Genomic DNA, 16,370 nt, shown 5'->3' with positions numbered 1-16,370 from the left:
ACCGACATGAAGATCATGAATTGCCCGCTGAACGGGCCCCGCAACATCAGCGAATTCACCTACGGCGGCGAGTTCAAGCAGATGCCCGATCCGGCCACCTGCACCGACGCCGAATGGGCCGACTACGTATTCAACAGCGACAACGCCGCCGGCGTGGTGCGCGAGTGGTGGATGCACAACGCCTCCAGCTACTGGTTCCTCGCCGAACGCCACACGGTCACCGACCAGATCATTCGCACCTTCGACCCGAAGGAACTCTTCACCCAGCGGGTCGAGTTCGCCCCGCACACCCAGGAGATCGCCGGATGAGCCAGCCCAGCCGCCTCCCCGCCCCCATGGGCCTGCTGATCGACCGCGACCAGCCGCTGGCCTTCGATTTCGATGGCACCGCCTACCAGGGCTTTGCCGGCGACAGCATCGCCAGCGCCCTGCTCGCCAACGGCCGCTGGCTGCTCTCGCGCTCGTTCAAATACCACCGCCCGCGTGGCCCGCTGACCATGGCCGGGCAGGACGCCAACACCCTGGTGCAACTGCCGGACGAGCCCAATGTGCTAGCCGATGCACAGGCGATTCGCTCGGGGCTCAGCGTCACCGCGCAGAACGTCAACGGCAGCCTGGACAACGACCGCGACGCCTACCTCGGCACGTTCTCGAAGTTCATGCCGGTGGGCTTCTATTACCGCTCCTTCTACAAGCCCAAGGGCATGTGGAAGGTCTGGGAACCGCTGATCCGCAAGAAGGCGGGCCTCGGCGTGCTCGACCTCAACTTCAAGCCGCAGTACTACGACAAGGCCTATCTGTTCGTGGATGTGGCCATCGTCGGCGCCGGCCCCGCTGGTCTTTCCGCCGCGCTGACCGCCGCCAATGCCGGTGCCAAGGTGCTGCTGATCGAGCAGCAGCCGGTGCTCGGTGGCTCGCTCACCTATGCCCGCTTCGATGTGGAAGGCCGCCGCGCCGAGCTGCTACGTCGCGAGCTGGTGGCTGCGGTCGAAGGCCACGCCAATATCCAGGTGCTGAAGGAGGCCACCTGCAACGCCTGGTTCACCGAGAACTACCTGCCGGTGATCCAGGGCCGCCGGATGTACAAGGTGCGGGCGAAGCAATGCATCGTCAGCGCCGGTTCCTTTGACCAACCGGTGGTGTTCCGCAACAACGACCTGCCCGGCGTGATGCTCACCAGTGCTGCCCAGCGCCTGATGAAGCTGTATGCGGTGAAGCCCGGCAAACGCGCCGTGGTGCTCACCGGCAACGACGACGGCTACCTCGCCGCCCTCGACCTCGCCGAACAGGGCGTGCAGGTGGCGGCCCTGGTGGACATGCGCCAGCAGCCCGCCGACGCCGCGCTGAAAACCGCGGTGGAAAAGCAGGGCATCCCTTGTCACCTCGGCAGCACGGTTTATGAAGCCCTGCACGAGAAGGGCATGCGCCATGTCAGCGGTGTGGATATCCGCCGCATCACTGCCCAAGGCCAGGTTGCCGAGCACGGCCTGCAACTGTCCTGCGACCTGCTGTGCATGTCCGCCGGCTACATGCCCGTCTACCAGTTGCTCTGCCAGGCGGGCGGCAAGCTGGCCTACGAGGAGCAGCGCGCCGAGTTCGCCATCAGCGGCCTGCCGGAAGGCCTGGCCATCGCCGGCTCGGTGAACGGCCGCCACAGTCTGGACAATGTGTTGCAGGATGGTGCCCAGGCCGCCGCGCACGCCAGCAAGGCCCTCGGCCTGGATGCCGGCATCGGCGAAGCCGGGTTCAATGGCGAGGCGCGGGTCAACTTCGACTGGCCGATCTTCCCCCACCCCAAAGGCAAGGATTTCGTCGACTTCGATGAAGACTTGCAGGTGCGCGACATCGTCAACGCCACGCGCCACGGCTACCGCGACGTGCAGCTGGTGAAGCGCTTCTCCACGGTCGGCATGGGCCCGTCCCAGGGTCGTCACTCGGCGCTGCCCACTGCGCGCCTGGTGGCCAAGGCCACCGGCCGCAGCATCAGCGAAACCGGCGTCACCACCGCGCGCCCGCCGTTCGAGGCAGAGAAGCTCGCCCACGTTGCCGGCCGCGCCTTCGACCCTTACCGGCAAACGCCCATGCACAGCCGTCACGTGGCGGCTGGCGCCAAGCTGATGCCAGCCGGCATCTGGCAGCGCCCGGCCTTCTATGGCAAGGCCGAGGACCGCGAACGCTGCATGCAGGAGGAAGCCCGCCACGTGCGCGAGCAGGTCGGCCTGATCGACGTCTCCACCCTGGGCGGCCTCGACGTACGCGGCCCGGACGCCGCCGAGTTGCTGGAGCGCATCTACACCCTGCCCTTCAAGAAGCAGCCGGTGGCGCGCACCCGCTATGCGCTGATGACCAACGAACACGGCGTGGTGATCGACGACGGCGTCTGCGCGCGCCTGGCCGAGAACCATTTCTACGTCACCGCCACCACCAGCGGCGTCGACCGCATCTACCAACAGATGCTCAAGTGGAACGCCCAGTGGCGCCTCAATGTGGACATCGCCAACGTCACCGCCGCCCTGGCTGCGGTGAACCTGGCCGGGCCGTTGTCGCGCAAGGTGCTGCAGAAGTTCTGCGATGATGTCGACCTGTCCGCCGAAGGCTTCCCCTACCTCGCCGTGCGCACCGGCACCGTGGCCGGCATTCCGGCGCGGCTGATGCGGGTCGGTTTCGTCGGTGAGCTGGGCTACGAGGTCCACGTACCCGCCCGCCACGGCGGCAAGCTGTGGGATGCACTGATGGCTGCCGGCACCGAGTTCGGCATCCGCCCGTTCGGCGTCGAGACCCAGCGCCTGCTGCGCCTGGAAAAGGGTCACGTGATCATCAGCCAGGACACCGACGGCATGACCCATCCGGGCGAGATCGACATGGAATGGGCGATCGGCCGCAAGAAGGCCTTCTTCGTCGGCAAGCGCTCCATCGAAATCCTCGAAGCGCAGCCACTGAAGCGCAAGCTGGTGGGCTTCACCCTGCCCAAGGGCAGCGCGCAGCCGCTGGAAGGCCACCTGGTGCTGAACGGCCCGGACATCAGCGGCAACGTCACCTCCTGCGAGTACTCCGGCACCCTCGGCCAGATCATCGGCCTGGCCTACGCGGGCGCGGACCAGGCCGAGCCGGGCTCGCTGATCCCGATCCGCGTCGAGGGTGGCCAGGTGGTCCAGGCCACCGTGGTGCAACTGCCCTTCTTCGACCCCGACAACAAGCGCCAGGAGCTCTGAGCCATGACCAGCCTCAACCCCATCGAGCGCTGCGCGCTCATCGACCTCACCGACCTGCCGCGCGTGGGCTTTCGCGGCATCGACGCCGCTGCCTTTCTCAGCGAACGCGGCTACACGCTGCCGGAGGCGCCCAACCGGGCGATGACGCAGGCTGACGGCGCACTGGTTGCGCGCCTGTCGCAGACCGAGTACCTGCTGCTGGGCAGCCTCGCCGACCGGGGCGAACGCATCGCCACCGAGGAGGCGGGCTGGCAGATCAGCGACAAGGGCAACTACCTGCTGCCGCGCCAGGACAGCCACGCCTGGCTGCAACTCTCCGGCCGCCACGTGGCGGAGGTGATGGCCAAGGTCTGCGGCGTTGACCTGCGCCCCGAAGCCTTCCCCGTGGGGGCCGTGGCGCAGACCTCGGCGGCGCGGATCAACGTCATCGTGATCAACGCCGGCACCGGCGAGCTGCCGCGATTCCACATCCTCTGCGACCGGGCATCGCTGGACTACTTCCACGGCGCCATGCTGGATGCCATGGAAGAGTTCGGCGGCCAGCCGGTGTCGTTGGAAGCCTTGCTGGCCTGAACCGTTGGGTTTCGCTGCGCTCAACACCAACCTACAGGGAGGAGCCCCGATGACCGCCATCGAAACCCCGGAACGGGAAGCCGAATACCGCGTGCCCGCCCTGCAACGCGGGCTGACCATCCTCGGCATGTTCAATGCGCGCGTGCGCAGTCTGAGCATGAACGAGATGGCCGAACGCCTGGCGGTCAGCCCCTCGGCCGTCTACCGCATCGTGCAGACGCTGGTGGACATGGGCTACCTGCAGAAGGCCGGGCGCAGCGCCTTCGAGCTGGGCCCCCAGGTGATTGCCGACGGTTTCGTCTACCTGGCCAGCCGCGACATCGTCGAAGTCGCCATGCCCTACCTCAATGAGTTGCGCGACCGGACTTCGCTGTCCTGCCACCTGAGCATCCGCGAACAGACCGAGAGCCTTTACCTCTACCGCGCCTTCGCGCCCCAGCGGCTGACGGTGAACATCCCCATCGGCACCCGCCTGCCGTGCCACAGCACCGCACTGGGCCGGGTGCTGCTGACCGCGCTGGACGAAGTCGAGCTGAGCCAGCTCTACCAGCACGTGCGCCTGGACGATTACCCACCGCCGGCGCCGCGCACCCTGCCCGAGTTGCAGCAACTGATCGGCCAGGATCGCGAGCGCGGCTGGGTATTGCACCGCTCCGACTATTCCACCGCCATCGCCACCGGCATCCGCGACCACAGCGGAAAGGTGGTCGCCGCCATCAACCTCTCCGGCCCCGATGCCGTGATGGACAGCCCCGATGCCCAGGCCACCTTCCTCCACGCCCTCGGCCAGACCCAGGCGCTGATCTCAGCGCAGCTCGGGGCTCCGGGGCTGGCCTGACGGACGCCTGCTTCTTGTGGGGGCGAATTCATTCGCCAAGGGACGCGCAGCGGCCCCAATGGTCCTCAAGGCCGAACCTGCGGTTCGGTTGGCGAATGAATTCGCCCCTACGGGATTAGTGGAATCTCGTATTACGGTATTCCACGTTTTACCTTATCCTTCGCGCCCCTTCCGCCGCGCACACGGCGCGGCGCTCCTGGCCTTTCTCCCTTTTCGAACGACCTTCCGTCGCCAATGCCGGCCCTCCCCTGGCGGCTGACTCTTGCATATTCAATATTATGGTATACCATCAGACAGCAAGAGACTTCCCAAACCAGGAGAGCCCAATGAGCTTCGAAATCCGCAAGATCGTCAGCTACGTGGAAGAGACCTTCATCGAAGGCGGCAAGGCCACCGACAAGCCGGTGACCATGGTGGGGCTGGCCGTGGTGATCAAGAACCCATGGCTCGGCCGTGGCTTCGTCGAAGACCTCAAGCCCGAGATCAAGGCCAACTGCTCCGACCTCGGCGCGATGATGGTCGAGCGCCTGACCGCTGCCATCGGCGGCGCCGCGAAGATCGAGGCCTATGGCAAGGCCGCCGTGGTCGGTGCCGACGGCGAGATCGAGCACGCGTCCGCGGTTATCCACACCCTGCGCTTCGGCAATCACTACCGCCAGGCCGTGAATGCCAAGAGCTACCTGAGCTTCACCAACAAGCGCGGCGGCCCGGGCACCTCGATCCAGATCCCGATGATGCACAAGGACGATGAGGGCCTGCGTTCCCACTACATCACCCTTGAAATGCAGATCGAAGACGCACCGCGTGCCGACGAAATCATCGTCGTGCTGGGCGCCGCCAACGGTGGCCGCCTGCACCCGCGCATCGGCAACCGCTACATCGATCTGGAAGAGCTGGCCGCCGAGCAGGCCCAGTGATCCCAAGGCCCGTGCAGGAGCGATCCATGATTCGGCTCACCGCTGAACGCACACCGGCCGGCACCAGTTATCTGGCGACCGGCCAAGGCCACCCCGTGGTACTGATCCACGGCGTCGGCCTGAACAAGGAAATGTGGGGCGGCCAGATCGTCGGCCTGGCCCCGCACTTCCAGGTCATTGCCTACGACATGCTTGGCCATGGCGCCAGTCCGCGCCCGGAAACGGGCACCGGGCTGCAGGGCTATGCCGAGCAACTGCGTGAACTGCTGGAGCACCTGAAGCTGGAGCGGGCGACCGTCATCGGCTTTTCCATGGGTGGCCTGGTGGCACGGGCCTTCGCGCTGCACTACCCGCAGCACCTGGAGGGCCTGGTGATTCTCAACAGCGTGTTCAACCGCAGCGCCGAGCAGCGCGCCGGGGTGATCGAACGCACGCGCCAGGCCGCCGAACATGGCCCGGATGCGAACGCCGAAGCGGCCCTGTCGCGCTGGTTCAGCCGCGAGTACCAGGCGGCCAACCCGGCGCAGATCGCCGCCATCCGCCAGACCCTTGCCAGCAACGATCCGCAGGGCTATCTGACTACTTATGAGCTGTTCGCCACCCAGGACATGTACCGCGTGGACGACCTGGGCAGCATCAGCGTGCCAACGCTGGTCGCCACCGGCGAACTGGACCCGGGCTCGACGCCCGAAATGGCCCGGCAACTGGCCGAGCGCATTCCCGGTGCCCAGGTGGCGGTGCTCGACGAGCAGCGGCACATGATGCCGGTGGAGTCGCCGCGTCTGGTCAACCAGGTGCTGCTGGACTTTCTCCAGCACGCGCAGACCTTACAGAACCAAGCAAAGGGGATCGTCGCATGACGCTCGCACGCTTCCAGATGTGCATCGACGGCCAGTGGGTCGATGCGCTGTCCGGCAAGACCTTCGAAAGCCTCAACCCGGCCCTGGCCGAGCCCTGGGCGGAACTGCCCGATGCCGACGAGGCGGACGTGGAGCGTGCCGTGCAGGCGGCCCAGAAGGCCTTCACGAACCCGGCCTGGCGCGGCCTTTCCGCCACTGCGCGAGGCAAGCTGCTGCGCCGCCTGGGCGATCTGATCGCCGAGAACAAGGAACACCTGGCCCAGCTGGAAAGCCGCGACAACGGCAAGCTGATCCGCGAAACCCGTGGCCAGGTCGGCTACCTGCCGGAATTCTTCCACTACACCGCGGGCCTGGCCGACAAGCTGGAAGGCGGCACCCTGCCGCTGGATAAGCCCGACCTGTTCGCCTACACGGTGCACGAGCCACTGGGCGTGGTCGCCGGGATCATTCCCTGGAACAGCCCGCTTTACCTGACCGCGATCAAGCTGGCCCCGGCCCTGGCCGCCGGCAACACCATCGTGCTGAAACCCTCCGAGCACGCCTCTGCGACCATCCTGGAACTGGCGCGCCTGGCGCTGGAAGCCGGCATCCCGGCGGGCGTGGTCAACGTGGTCACCGGCTTCGGCCCGAGCACCGGCGCGGCGCTGACCCGCCATCCGCTGGTGCGCAAGATCGCCTTCACCGGCGGCGCCGCCACCGCGCGTCATGTGGTGCGCAGCAGCGCGGAGAACTTCGCCAAGCTGTCGCTGGAACTGGGCGGCAAGTCGCCCAACATCATCTTCGCCGACGCCGACCTGGACAGCGCCATCAACGGCGCAGTGGCCGGTATCTACGCCGCCTCCGGGCAGAGCTGCGTGGCCGGTTCGCGCCTCTTGGTGCAGGACGAGATCTACGACGAGTTCGTCGAGCGCCTGGTAGCCCGCGCCCAGCGCATCCGCATTGGCAACCCGCAGGACGAGAGCAGCGAGATGGGCCCCATGGCCACCGCGCAGCAACTCGCCGTGGTCGAAGGCCTGGTCGCTGACGCCCTCGCCGAAGGCGCGCGCCTGCGCATGGGCGGCAAGCGCCCGGCAATCGACGCACAGGGCTGGTACTACGAGCCGACCCTGTTCGAGTGCGACAGCAACTCGATGAAGATCATGCAGGAAGAAGTCTTCGGCCCGGTGGCCTCGGTCATCCGCTTCAAGGACGAGGCCGAGGCGCTGGCCATCGCCAACGACTCCCAGTTCGGCCTCGCCGCCGGCATCTGGACCCGCGACCTGGGCCGCGCCCACCGCATGGCCCGCGACGTGCGCTCCGGGATCATCTGGGTCAACACCTACCGCGCGGTCTCGGCCATGGCGCCCATCGGCGGTTTCCACAACAGCGGCTACGGTCGCGAGAGCGGCATCGATTCGGTGCTGGCCTACACCGAGCTGAAAACGGTGTGGATCAACCTCTCGCAAGCACCCATGCCCGACCCCTTCGTGATGCGCTGAGAGGACATCCCCATGATCGAACCCGGCATCTACAAAGAAGTGATGGGCTCCTTCCCGTCCGGCGTCACCGTGGTCACCACCCTGGACGCCGAGGGCGACATCGTCGGCATCACTGCCAGCGCCTTCAGCGCCCTGTCCATCGACCCGGCCCTGGTGCTGTTCTGCCCCAACTATGCTTCGGACACCTACCCGATCCTGCGCGATAGCAAGCAGTTCGCCATCCACCTGCTCTGCGCCGACCAGCAGGCCGAAGCCTACGCCTTCGCCAAGAAGGGCAAGGACAAGGCCAAGGGCATCGACTGGCACCTGAGCGAGCTGGGCAACCCGCTGCTGACCAAGGCCACCGCGATCATCGAGTGCGAGCTGTGGCGCGAGTACGACGGCGGCGACCACGCGATCATCGTGGGGGCGGTGAAGAACCTGATCCTGCCCAAGGACGAGGTCACGCCGATGCTCTACCACAAGGGCAAGCTGGGCGCCTTGCCGGAGATTTCCTGAGTCACCTTCAGGGCCGCTGGTCGCCACTCTCGACAGCGGCTCTTTTTTATTCCCGTACCTGTAGGAGCGAGCCTGCTGGCGAACCTGTCCCTGGAGCCTTCGCTGAGAGGCCAGCTCCTACAGAAGAAAAGGAGTCCCCCAATGAGCAACGAGAAATACGAAAAGGGCCTGGAGATCCGTACCCAGGTGCTGGGCGAGGCCTATGTGAACAAGTCGATCCAGAACGCCGACGACTTCACCCGCCCGCTGCAGGAGCTGGTCACCGAGTACTGCTGGGGCCACGTCTGGGGCCGGGACGGCTTATCGCTGAAAGAACGCAGCATGATAAACTTGGCGATGATTTCGGCGCTCAACCGCCCCCACGAGCTGAAGCTGCATGTTCGCGGCGCCCTGCGTAACGGCCTGTCCCGCGAGCAGATCCGCGAAATCCTCCTGCAAGTCGGCATCTACTGCGGTGTGCCGGCGGCAGTGGACAGCTTCCGCATCGCCCGCGAGGCCTTCGCCGAGGCCGACGCAGAAGCTCAAGGTTGATCGCCGGCGCCACCCGATGAGGGAGCACGCGCAAGTGCTCCTTCGTTTCTCCTACGGACAGCCATAACCAGAGCGGACCACATGAAACGCTTGCCCCTAGACGACAGCTTCAAGGTCAACCGCAATCCCGTCACCCTGCGCGAGATCGTCCTCGACAAGCTGCGGGGCGCCATCCTGAACTTCCAACTGCTGCCGGGCGACCGCCTGGTGGAGCGCGACCTCTGCGACCGCCTGGGCGTCAGCCGCACGTCCGTGCGCGAGGCCCTGCGCCACCTGGAATCGGAAGGTCTGGTGGAATTTGCCGATGCCAAGGGTCCGCGCGTTGCCATCATCACCCTGGAAGACGCCTGCGACATCTACGAGCTGCGCTGCGTGCTCGAAGGCCTGATCGTCCAGCTCTTCACCCTCAACGCCAAGGCCAAGGACATCCGCGCCCTGGAGCGCGCCCTGGAGGAGAACCGCGAGGCCCTCGAACAAGGCGAGCTGCAACAGGTGCTGGAGTCCGTACAAGGTTTCTACGATGTGCTGCTGGAAGGCTCCGGCAACCACATCGCCGCGACCCAGCTGCGCCAGTTGCAGGCGCGCATCAGCTACCTGCGTGCGACCTCCGTTTCCCAGGAGAACCGTCGCGGCGCCAGCAACAAGGAAATGGAACGCATCGTCGAAGCCATCAAGAGCGGCGACCCGCTGGCCGCCCACCAGGCGTCGGTGGACCACGTGCGCGCCGCCGCAAAAGTCGCCCTGGACTACCTCAAGTCCAAGCAGGACGAGCCGGGCAAGGTCCGCGAGATCGCCAGCCCCATCGCCCTGAAAGAGCCGCGCATCGGGCGCTGATGACATGCCCTCCCCGCGCTTCTGTCCCGGTTGCGGCAGTGGCGGCCTGAGCCGCCAGTGCCCCGTCGGGGACACCCACGAAAGGCTGGTGTGCGCGGACTGCGGCTACATCCACTACGAAAACCCGAAGATCATCGCCGGCTGCATCATCGAGCAGGACGGCAAGTACCTGCTCTGCCAGCGCGCCATCCCGCCGCGCCCCGGCACCTGGACGCTCCCGGCCGGTTTCATGGAGAACGGCGAAACCACCGAGGAAGCGGCCCTGCGCGAAGTCTGGGAAGAGAGCGGCGTACGCGCCGAGATCGTCTCGCCCTACTCCATCTTCAGCGTGCCGAAGATCAGCGAGGTCTACATCATCTTCCGCGCCACCGTGCTGGAAGAAACCGGCCAGCACGGCCCGGAAACCCTGGACTACCGCTTCTTCGCCCCCGAGGACATCCCCTGGGACGCCATCTACTACCCGGCCATCCGGCAGATCCTCGAACGCTACATCGAGGAGCGCGAGGCCGGGGTGTATGGCATCTACATGGGCAACGACGATACCGGGAAGATTCACTTCATCCGGTAGCCCTCCGTTAAGCCTCAACCCCCTCCACAATGATTACCTCCGCCTTGGCCACGCCCTGGCGATATCCACAGGCTTCCTGGTATTCCGCCGAGCGGTAGCAGGCCAGGGCCTGGTCATAGGATTCGAACTCGATCACCACGCTACGCTGGGGTGTAGGGCGGCCTTCCATCGCCTCCGAACGGCCGCCACGGGCCAGCAACTTGCCGCCATATGTGGCGAAAGCGGCCGGGGCGCGGCGGGTGTATTCGCTGTAGCGTTCCGGGTCCGTCACATCGACGTGGGCGATCCAGTAAGCCTTCATGCTGACCTCTGCAGTTCCGGTTAAATTGGTATTATGGTATACCAGAAACCTTCCCTCTTGATCCAGCCAGGTGTCATGTCATGCCGTTCAACCGTATCGAAGAAATCATCGAAGACTTCCGCCAGGGCAAGATGGTCCTGCTGGTGGACGACGAGGACCGTGAGAACGAGGGCGACCTGCTGCTGGCGGCGGAAAAGTGCACCCCTGAAGCCATCAACTTCATGGCCCGTGAGGCCCGCGGCCTGATCTGCCTGACCCTGACCGACGAACACTGCGAACGCCTTGGCCTGGAGCAGATGGTGCCGGCCAATGGCAGCGCCTTCGCCACCGCCTTCACCGTCTCCATCGAAGCCGCCAGCGGCGTGACCACCGGCATCTCCGCGGCCGACCGTTCCCACACCGTGCTCACCGCCGTGGCCCCTGAGGTCACGGCAGACGACCTGGTACAGCCCGGCCATATCTTCCCGTTGCGCGCCCGCGAGGGTGGCGTACTGAACCGCGCCGGCCACACCGAAGCCGGCTGCGACCTGGCCCGCCTGGCCGGCTTCACACCGGCTTCGGTGATCGTCGAAGTGATGAACGATGACGGCAGCATGGCCCGCCGCCCTGACCTCGAAGCCTTCGCCGAAAAGCATGGCATCAAGATCGGCACCATCGCCGACCTCATCCACTACCGCCTCAGCACCGAGCACACCGTCACCCGCATTGGCGAGCACGAGCTGCCCACGGTGCATGGCACCTTCCGCCTGGTGACCTACGAGGACCGCATCGAGGGCGGCGTGCACATGGCGATGGTGATGGGGGATATCCGTCGCGACGAACCGACCCTGGTGCGGGTTCACGTGATCGATCCGTTGCGCGACCTGGTGGGCGCCGAGTACACCGGGCCGAAGAACTGGACCCTCTGGGCCGCCCTGCAAAAGGTGGCGGAAGTCGGCCACGGCGTGGTGGTGGTCCTGGCCAGCAACGAATCCTCCCAGGCCCTGCTGGAGCGCGTACCGCAGCTCACCCAGCCACGCCGACAGTTCAGCCGCTCGCAGTCGCGCATCTACTCCGAGGTGGGCACCGGCGCGCAAATCCTCCAGGACCTGGGCGTGGGCAAGCTGCGCCACCTCGGCGCCCCGCTGAAGTACGCCGGCCTCACCGGCTATGACCTGGAAGTGGTAGAGACCCTGCCGTTCGAGGGCTGAACACCACAGATACCCCTTAACCTGTAGGGGCGAATTCATTCGCCAAGCAGGCCGCAGGCCTGCCCTGCAAGGCCGATGGGGGCTGCTACGCCGTCCATGGCGAATAAACTGGCTATGTCTGCATTACGTATTGTAGGCAGCTGCATTGCCTGTAGGAGCTGGCTTGCCAGCGAATGGCGGCGTTTCGCTGGCAAGCCAGCTCCTACAAGGCTCCTGGCCCGATGGTCAATCTCTCGCAACAGCTAACGCAGACATAGCCAATAAATTCGCCCCCACACGTGCATCCCCAAGGGCTGCTGACCACGACGCCACTCGTCCCCCGTAACCCGGCTAGCGCCCTCAATGGCGATAGCCGGCAAGGCGAAGTACTTGCACAAAGCTTGGAATACCATAATATGACATTCCGTAGGCCGGAGATTTATTGCGAGTGCGCCCGCCAGGGACCAGCATGAACAAGAGCACTCGACACGGCCGCCCTTGACGGCCCCATTGGGGTCCCCTGCTCCTGATAAGCGGGTTGAAGCGAAGCCCGCTTGCGTACAAACACAACAATGAGGGCAAGCAAGATGGTGTTCAAAAAACGTGCAACCGCGGTTCTCGCCGCAGCCTTCCTGGCCGCGACCGGTAACGTCGCCATCGCCGCCGACAACATCAGCTTCGTGAGCTGGGGCGGTACTACCCAGGATGCGCAGAAACAGGCCTGGGCCGAGCCCTTCAGCGAAGCCAGCGGCATTCGCGTGGTGCAGGACGGCCCGACCGACTACGGCAAGCTCAAAGCCATGGTCGAGAGCGGCAACGTGCAGTGGGACGTGGTGGACGTCGAGGCTGACTTCGCCCTGCGTGCCGCCGCCGAAGGCCTGCTGGAACCCCTGGACTTCGGCGTGATCCAGCGCGACAAGATCGACCCGCGCTTCGTGTCCGACCACGGCGTCGGCTCCTTCTTCTTCTCCTTCGTGCTCGGCTACAACCAGGGCAAGGTCGGCGCCAACGCCCCGCAGGACTGGACCGCCCTGTTCGACACCGCCAAGTACCCGGGCAAGCGCGCCCTCTACAAGTGGCCGAGCCCCGGCGTGCTGGAACTGGCCCTGCTGGCTGACGGCGTAGCCGCCGACAAGCTCTACCCGCTGGACCTGGACCGCGCCTTCAAGAAGCTCGACACCATCAAGCAAGACATCGTCTGGTGGGGCGGCGGCGCCCAGTCCCAGCAACTGCTGGCCTCCGGCGAAGCCACCCTCGGCCAGTTCTGGAACGGCCGCGTCTATGCCCTGCAGCAGGATGGCGCGCCGGTTGGCGTGAGCTGGAAGCAGAATCTGGTCATGGCCGATTTCCTGGTCATCCCCAAAGGCGCCAAGAACAAGGACGCGGCCATGAAGTTCCTGGCCAACGCCAGCAGTGCCAAGGGCCAGGCCGACTTCGCCAACCTCACGGCCTACGCCCCGGTGAACGTCGACAGCGTCGGTCAGATCAACGGCGAACTCGCCCCCAACCTCCCCACTGCCTACGCTAAAGATCAGATCACCCTCGACTACGCGTACTGGGCCAAGAACGGCCCGGCAATCGCCGCGCGGTGGAACGAATGGCTGGTCAAGTGAAGATGGCTGCCATCCAGCCCAACCCGCCGGCCAAGGCCACCGGAAGCGCAGCCCGCGCTTCCGGCAGCCCCCAGCCCAAGGCTGCGTCGATGAATCAAGTCAACGAGACCACCCTGCGCTGGCGCGGTGCCCGCAACCTGATCCCGGCCCTGCTGTTTCTCGGCCTGTTCTTCCTCGCGCCGCTGATCGGCCTGCTGCTGCGCGGCGTGCTCGAACCCACGCCGGGGCTGGGCAACTACGAGCAACTGTTCGCCAACTCGGCCTATGCCCGCGTGCTGTTCAACACCTTCGCCGTCGGCGGCCTGGTGACCCTGATCAGCCTGCTGCTGGGCTTCCCCCTGGCCTGGGTGATCACCCTGGTGCCGCGTGGTTGGGGCCGCTGGCTGCTGAACATCGTGCTGCTGTCGATGTGGACCAGCCTGCTGGCACGCACCTACTCCTGGCTGGTGCTGCTGCAGGCCTCGGGCGTGATCAACAAGATGCTGATGGCGCTGGGCATCATCGACCAGCCGCTGGAAATGGTGCACAACCTCACCGGTGTGGTGATCGGCATGAGCTACATCATGATTCCGTTCATCGTGCTGCCGCTGCAGGCCACCATGTCGGCCATCGACCCGATGGTGCTGCAGGCCGGCTCCATCTGTGGTGCCAGCCCCTGGACCAACTTCTTCAAGGTGTTCCTGCCGCTGTGCCGTCCGGGGCTGTTCTCCGGTGGCCTGATGGTCTTCGTCATGTCGCTGGGTTACTACGTCACACCGGCCCTGCTGGGTGGCGCGCAGAACATGATGCTGCCGGAGTTCATCGTCCAGCAGGTGCAGTCCTTCCTCAACTGGGGCCTGGCCAGCGCCGCCGCCGCGCTGCTGATCGCCATCACCCTGGCTCTGTTCTACGTCTACCTGAAGCTGCAGCCGGAATCGCCGGTGGCTTCGAGTACTGCGAGGTAAGCCATGCTGCTGTCACCCAACGCCATGGGCCTGCGCCTGCGCATCGGCCTCTACCTCACCACCGGGACGATTGCGGCCTTCCTGCTGCTGCCGATCCTGTTCATCGTGCTGCTGTCGTTCGGCTCGTCCCAATGGCTGGTGTTCCCGCCGCCGGGCTGGACGCTGAAGTGGTACGAGCAGTTCTTCTCCAACGCCGAGTGGATGGAGTCGGCCCTGGCCAGTCTCAAGGTCGCCGTGCTGACCACGATCTGCTCCGTGGCCCTGGGCTTGCCCACCGCCTTCGCCCTGGTGCGCGGCAAGTTCCCCGGCCGCGAGTTTCTCTACGGCCTGTTCACCCTGCCGATGATCGTGCCGCTGGTGATCATCGCGGTGGCCGTGTACGCGCTGTTCCTCAAGCTGGGCTACACCGGAACGCTGTTTTCCTTCGTGGTCAGCCACGTGATCGTCGCCCTGCCCTTCACCATCATCTCGATCATCAACTCGCTGAAGCTGTTCGATCAGTCCATCGAGGATGCCGCGGTGATCTGCGGCGCCACGCGGCTGCAAGCGGTGTACAAGGTGACCTTCCCGGCGATCCGCCCCGGCATGATGGCCGGCGCCCTGTTCGCCTTCCTGGTCTCCTGGGATGAAGTGGTGCTGAGCGTGATGATGGCCAGCCCGACCCTGCAGACCCTGCCCGTGAAAATGTGGACTACCCTGCGCCAGGACCTGACTCCGGTGATCGCCGTCGCCTCGACGCTGCTGATCGGCCTGTCCGTCCTGGTCATGGTGATCGCCGCCGTGCTGCGCCGGCGCAACCCTGCAAGCGCCTGAGCGCCGAGGTAAAGAAAATGAGTGCCGTTATCCAAGACACCCGCGAAAACAAGACCCTGGTCAGCCTGCGCAACCTGAACAAGCACTACGGCGACTTCGCCGCCGTGGACAACATCTCCCTGGACATCCAGGACGGGGAATTCCTCACCTTCCTCGGCTCCAGTGGCTCGGGCAAGAGCACCACGCTGTCGATGCTGGCCGGCTTCGAGACGCCCAGCTCCGGCGAAATCCTGGTGGACGGCAAGTCCCTGGTGAACGTGCCGCCGCACAAGCGCGACATCGGCATGGTGTTCCAGCGCTACTCGTTGTTCCCGCACCTGAATGTGCGCGACAACATCGGCTTCCCGCTGGACATCCGCAAGCAGGCCGCCGGCGAACGCGAGCGCCGCGTGGAAGCCATGCTCAAGCTGGTGCAACTGGAGCAATTCGCCCAGCGCCGTCCCGCCCAGCTTTCCGGTGGCCAGCAGCAGCGTGTCGCCATCGCCCGTGCGCTGGTGTACGAACCGCGCATCCTGCTGATGGACGAACCCCTGGGCGCGCTGGACAAGAAGTTGCGCGAAGACCTGCAGGATGAGCTGCGCCACCTGCACCGTCGCCTCGGCATCACCATCGTCTACGTCACCCACGACCAGGAAGAAGCCATGCGCCTATCCCAGCGCATCGCCATCTTCAGCCACGGCAAGATCGTCGGCCTGGGCAGCGGTTACGACCTCTACCAGAGCCCGCCGAACGCTTTCGTCGCCTCCTTCCTCGGCAATTCCAACTTCCTCAAGGTGAAGGCCCAGGGCAACGCCGGCGCCAGTTTCGAAGGTCAGTCGCTGTCAATGCGTCCCACCGCCGGCCTGCACAACGGCCAGGACCTGATCCTGATGGTGCGTCCGGAAAAGGCCCAGGTGCTGAGCCCGGAACAGGCGGCCAGCGAGCCATTGGCCGCCGGTTGGAACCAGATCCAGGCCAAGGTGGCGGAAACCGTGTTCCTCGGCGAAAGCCTGACCTGCAGCGTGATCACCGCAGGCGGCACCAGCCTGACCTTGAAGGAACTCTCCGGCACCACCGCGCCCCTGCAACCGGGCGCAACGGTGATGGTGCGCTGGGCCGCGGCGGATGCCTGCGTCTACACCGAGTGGAAGGAAAGCGACCTGGCCAAGGGCGCCGGGGCGCATTGAAGAAACAGGCACCAGGGACGGTTAACGCCCTTTAATCCCACACCGGTGTGTGGAA

General features: G+C 65.6%; 17 protein-coding genes. 16 read left to right on the top strand and 1 reads right to left on the bottom strand.

What is annotated here, in order from left to right:
* The first annotated feature begins 6 nt into the window (after window positions 1-6).
* From FFS60_RS13465 to FFS60_RS13415, 11 genes are all read left to right on the top strand, one after another.
* Window positions 7-309 (top strand): sarcosine oxidase subunit delta, encoded by a 303-nt coding sequence (locus FFS60_RS13465; RefSeq protein WP_137822252.1) that lies wholly within the window; start codon window positions 7-9, stop codon window positions 307-309.
* A complete protein-coding gene (locus FFS60_RS13460) occupies window positions 306-3,212 on the top strand; it encodes an FAD-dependent oxidoreductase (RefSeq protein ID WP_137822251.1) in 2,907 nt (968 codons plus the stop codon). The genes FFS60_RS13465 and FFS60_RS13460 overlap by 4 nt, the downstream gene beginning before the upstream one ends.
* 3 nt (window positions 3,213-3,215) lie before the next feature.
* Window positions 3,216-3,785 carry a sarcosine oxidase subunit gamma gene (locus FFS60_RS13455; RefSeq protein ID WP_028628073.1) on the top strand — a complete coding sequence of 190 codons (570 nt, stop codon included), beginning with the start codon at window positions 3,216-3,218 and terminating at the stop codon, window positions 3,783-3,785.
* Between the two features lie 49 nt (window positions 3,786-3,834).
* Window positions 3,835-4,623: an IclR family transcriptional regulator gene (locus tag FFS60_RS13450; RefSeq protein WP_137822250.1), complete on the top strand. Its 789-nt coding sequence runs from the start codon at window positions 3,835-3,837 to the stop codon at window positions 4,621-4,623.
* 326 nt (window positions 4,624-4,949) lie between these two features.
* On the top strand, window positions 4,950-5,540 hold the full coding sequence (locus FFS60_RS13445) for an amino acid synthesis family protein (RefSeq protein ID WP_028628075.1): 591 nt from the start codon (window positions 4,950-4,952) through the stop codon (window positions 5,538-5,540).
* Between the two features lie 26 nt (window positions 5,541-5,566).
* Entirely contained in the window at window positions 5,567-6,400 is an 834-nt protein-coding gene (locus tag FFS60_RS13440) for an alpha/beta fold hydrolase (protein ID WP_028628076.1), read from the top strand.
* Window positions 6,397-7,878 (top strand): aldehyde dehydrogenase, encoded by a 1,482-nt coding sequence (locus FFS60_RS13435; protein ID WP_137822249.1) that lies wholly within the window; start codon window positions 6,397-6,399, stop codon window positions 7,876-7,878. Before FFS60_RS13440 ends, FFS60_RS13435 begins: the two co-directional genes overlap by 4 nt.
* 12 nt (window positions 7,879-7,890) lie before the next feature.
* The gene (locus FFS60_RS13430) at window positions 7,891-8,376 is read left to right on the top strand and encodes a flavin reductase family protein (RefSeq protein ID WP_137822248.1); all 486 of its coding nucleotides are present in this window, start codon (window positions 7,891-7,893) and stop codon (window positions 8,374-8,376) included.
* Window positions 8,377-8,517: 141 nt separating this feature from the next.
* Window positions 8,518-8,907 carry a carboxymuconolactone decarboxylase family protein gene (locus FFS60_RS13425; protein ID WP_028628079.1) on the top strand — a complete coding sequence of 130 codons (390 nt, stop codon included), beginning with the start codon at window positions 8,518-8,520 and terminating at the stop codon, window positions 8,905-8,907.
* A gap of 81 nt (window positions 8,908-8,988) precedes the next feature.
* Window positions 8,989-9,741: a GntR family transcriptional regulator gene (locus FFS60_RS13420; RefSeq protein ID WP_028628080.1), complete on the top strand. Its 753-nt coding sequence runs from the start codon at window positions 8,989-8,991 to the stop codon at window positions 9,739-9,741.
* A 4-nt stretch (window positions 9,742-9,745) separates the two neighbouring features.
* Complete coding sequence (locus FFS60_RS13415; RefSeq protein ID WP_137822247.1) at window positions 9,746-10,309, top strand: NUDIX hydrolase; 564 nt, start codon at window positions 9,746-9,748, stop codon at window positions 10,307-10,309.
* Window positions 10,310-10,316: 7 nt separating this feature from the next.
* Here FFS60_RS13415 and FFS60_RS13410 read toward each other — a convergent pair whose 3' ends face one another.
* Window positions 10,317-10,610, bottom strand: coding sequence for a DUF1330 domain-containing protein (locus FFS60_RS13410; RefSeq protein WP_137822246.1), 294 nt, complete (start codon window positions 10,608-10,610; stop codon window positions 10,317-10,319).
* Between the two features lie 80 nt (window positions 10,611-10,690).
* Here FFS60_RS13410 and ribBA point away from each other — a divergent pair, with 80 nt between their 5' ends.
* The 5 genes from ribBA to FFS60_RS13385 all read left to right on the top strand — a co-directional run bounded on the left by ribBA (window position 10,691) and on the right by FFS60_RS13385 (window position 16,315).
* Window positions 10,691-11,800, top strand: a complete 1,110-nt coding sequence (gene ribBA / locus FFS60_RS13405; protein ID WP_028628083.1) for a bifunctional 3,4-dihydroxy-2-butanone-4-phosphate synthase/GTP cyclohydrolase II — start codon at window positions 10,691-10,693, stop codon at window positions 11,798-11,800.
* Window positions 11,801-12,366: 566 nt separating this feature from the next.
* Entirely contained in the window at window positions 12,367-13,392 is a 1,026-nt protein-coding gene (locus FFS60_RS13400; RefSeq protein ID WP_028628084.1) for an ABC transporter substrate-binding protein, read from the top strand.
* Window positions 13,377-14,336 carry an ABC transporter permease gene (locus FFS60_RS13395; protein WP_028628085.1) on the top strand — a complete coding sequence of 320 codons (960 nt, stop codon included), beginning with the start codon at window positions 13,377-13,379 and terminating at the stop codon, window positions 14,334-14,336. Before FFS60_RS13400 ends, FFS60_RS13395 begins: the two co-directional genes overlap by 16 nt.
* A gap of 3 nt (window positions 14,337-14,339) precedes the next feature.
* Window positions 14,340-15,149: an ABC transporter permease gene (locus FFS60_RS13390; protein WP_028628086.1), complete on the top strand. Its 810-nt coding sequence runs from the start codon at window positions 14,340-14,342 to the stop codon at window positions 15,147-15,149.
* Window positions 15,150-15,166: 17 nt separating this feature from the next.
* Window positions 15,167-16,315 (top strand): ABC transporter ATP-binding protein, encoded by a 1,149-nt coding sequence (locus FFS60_RS13385; protein ID WP_137822245.1) that lies wholly within the window; start codon window positions 15,167-15,169, stop codon window positions 16,313-16,315.
* The last annotated feature ends 55 nt before the right edge of the window (window positions 16,316-16,370 follow it).

It is taken from the genome of Pseudomonas sp. D(2018), assembly GCF_005502555.1.
In the GTDB taxonomy this organism is placed as follows: Bacteria; Pseudomonadota; Gammaproteobacteria; order Pseudomonadales; family Pseudomonadaceae; genus Metapseudomonas; species Metapseudomonas resinovorans.
This window is presented reverse-complemented; position numbering and strand designations above follow the sequence as displayed.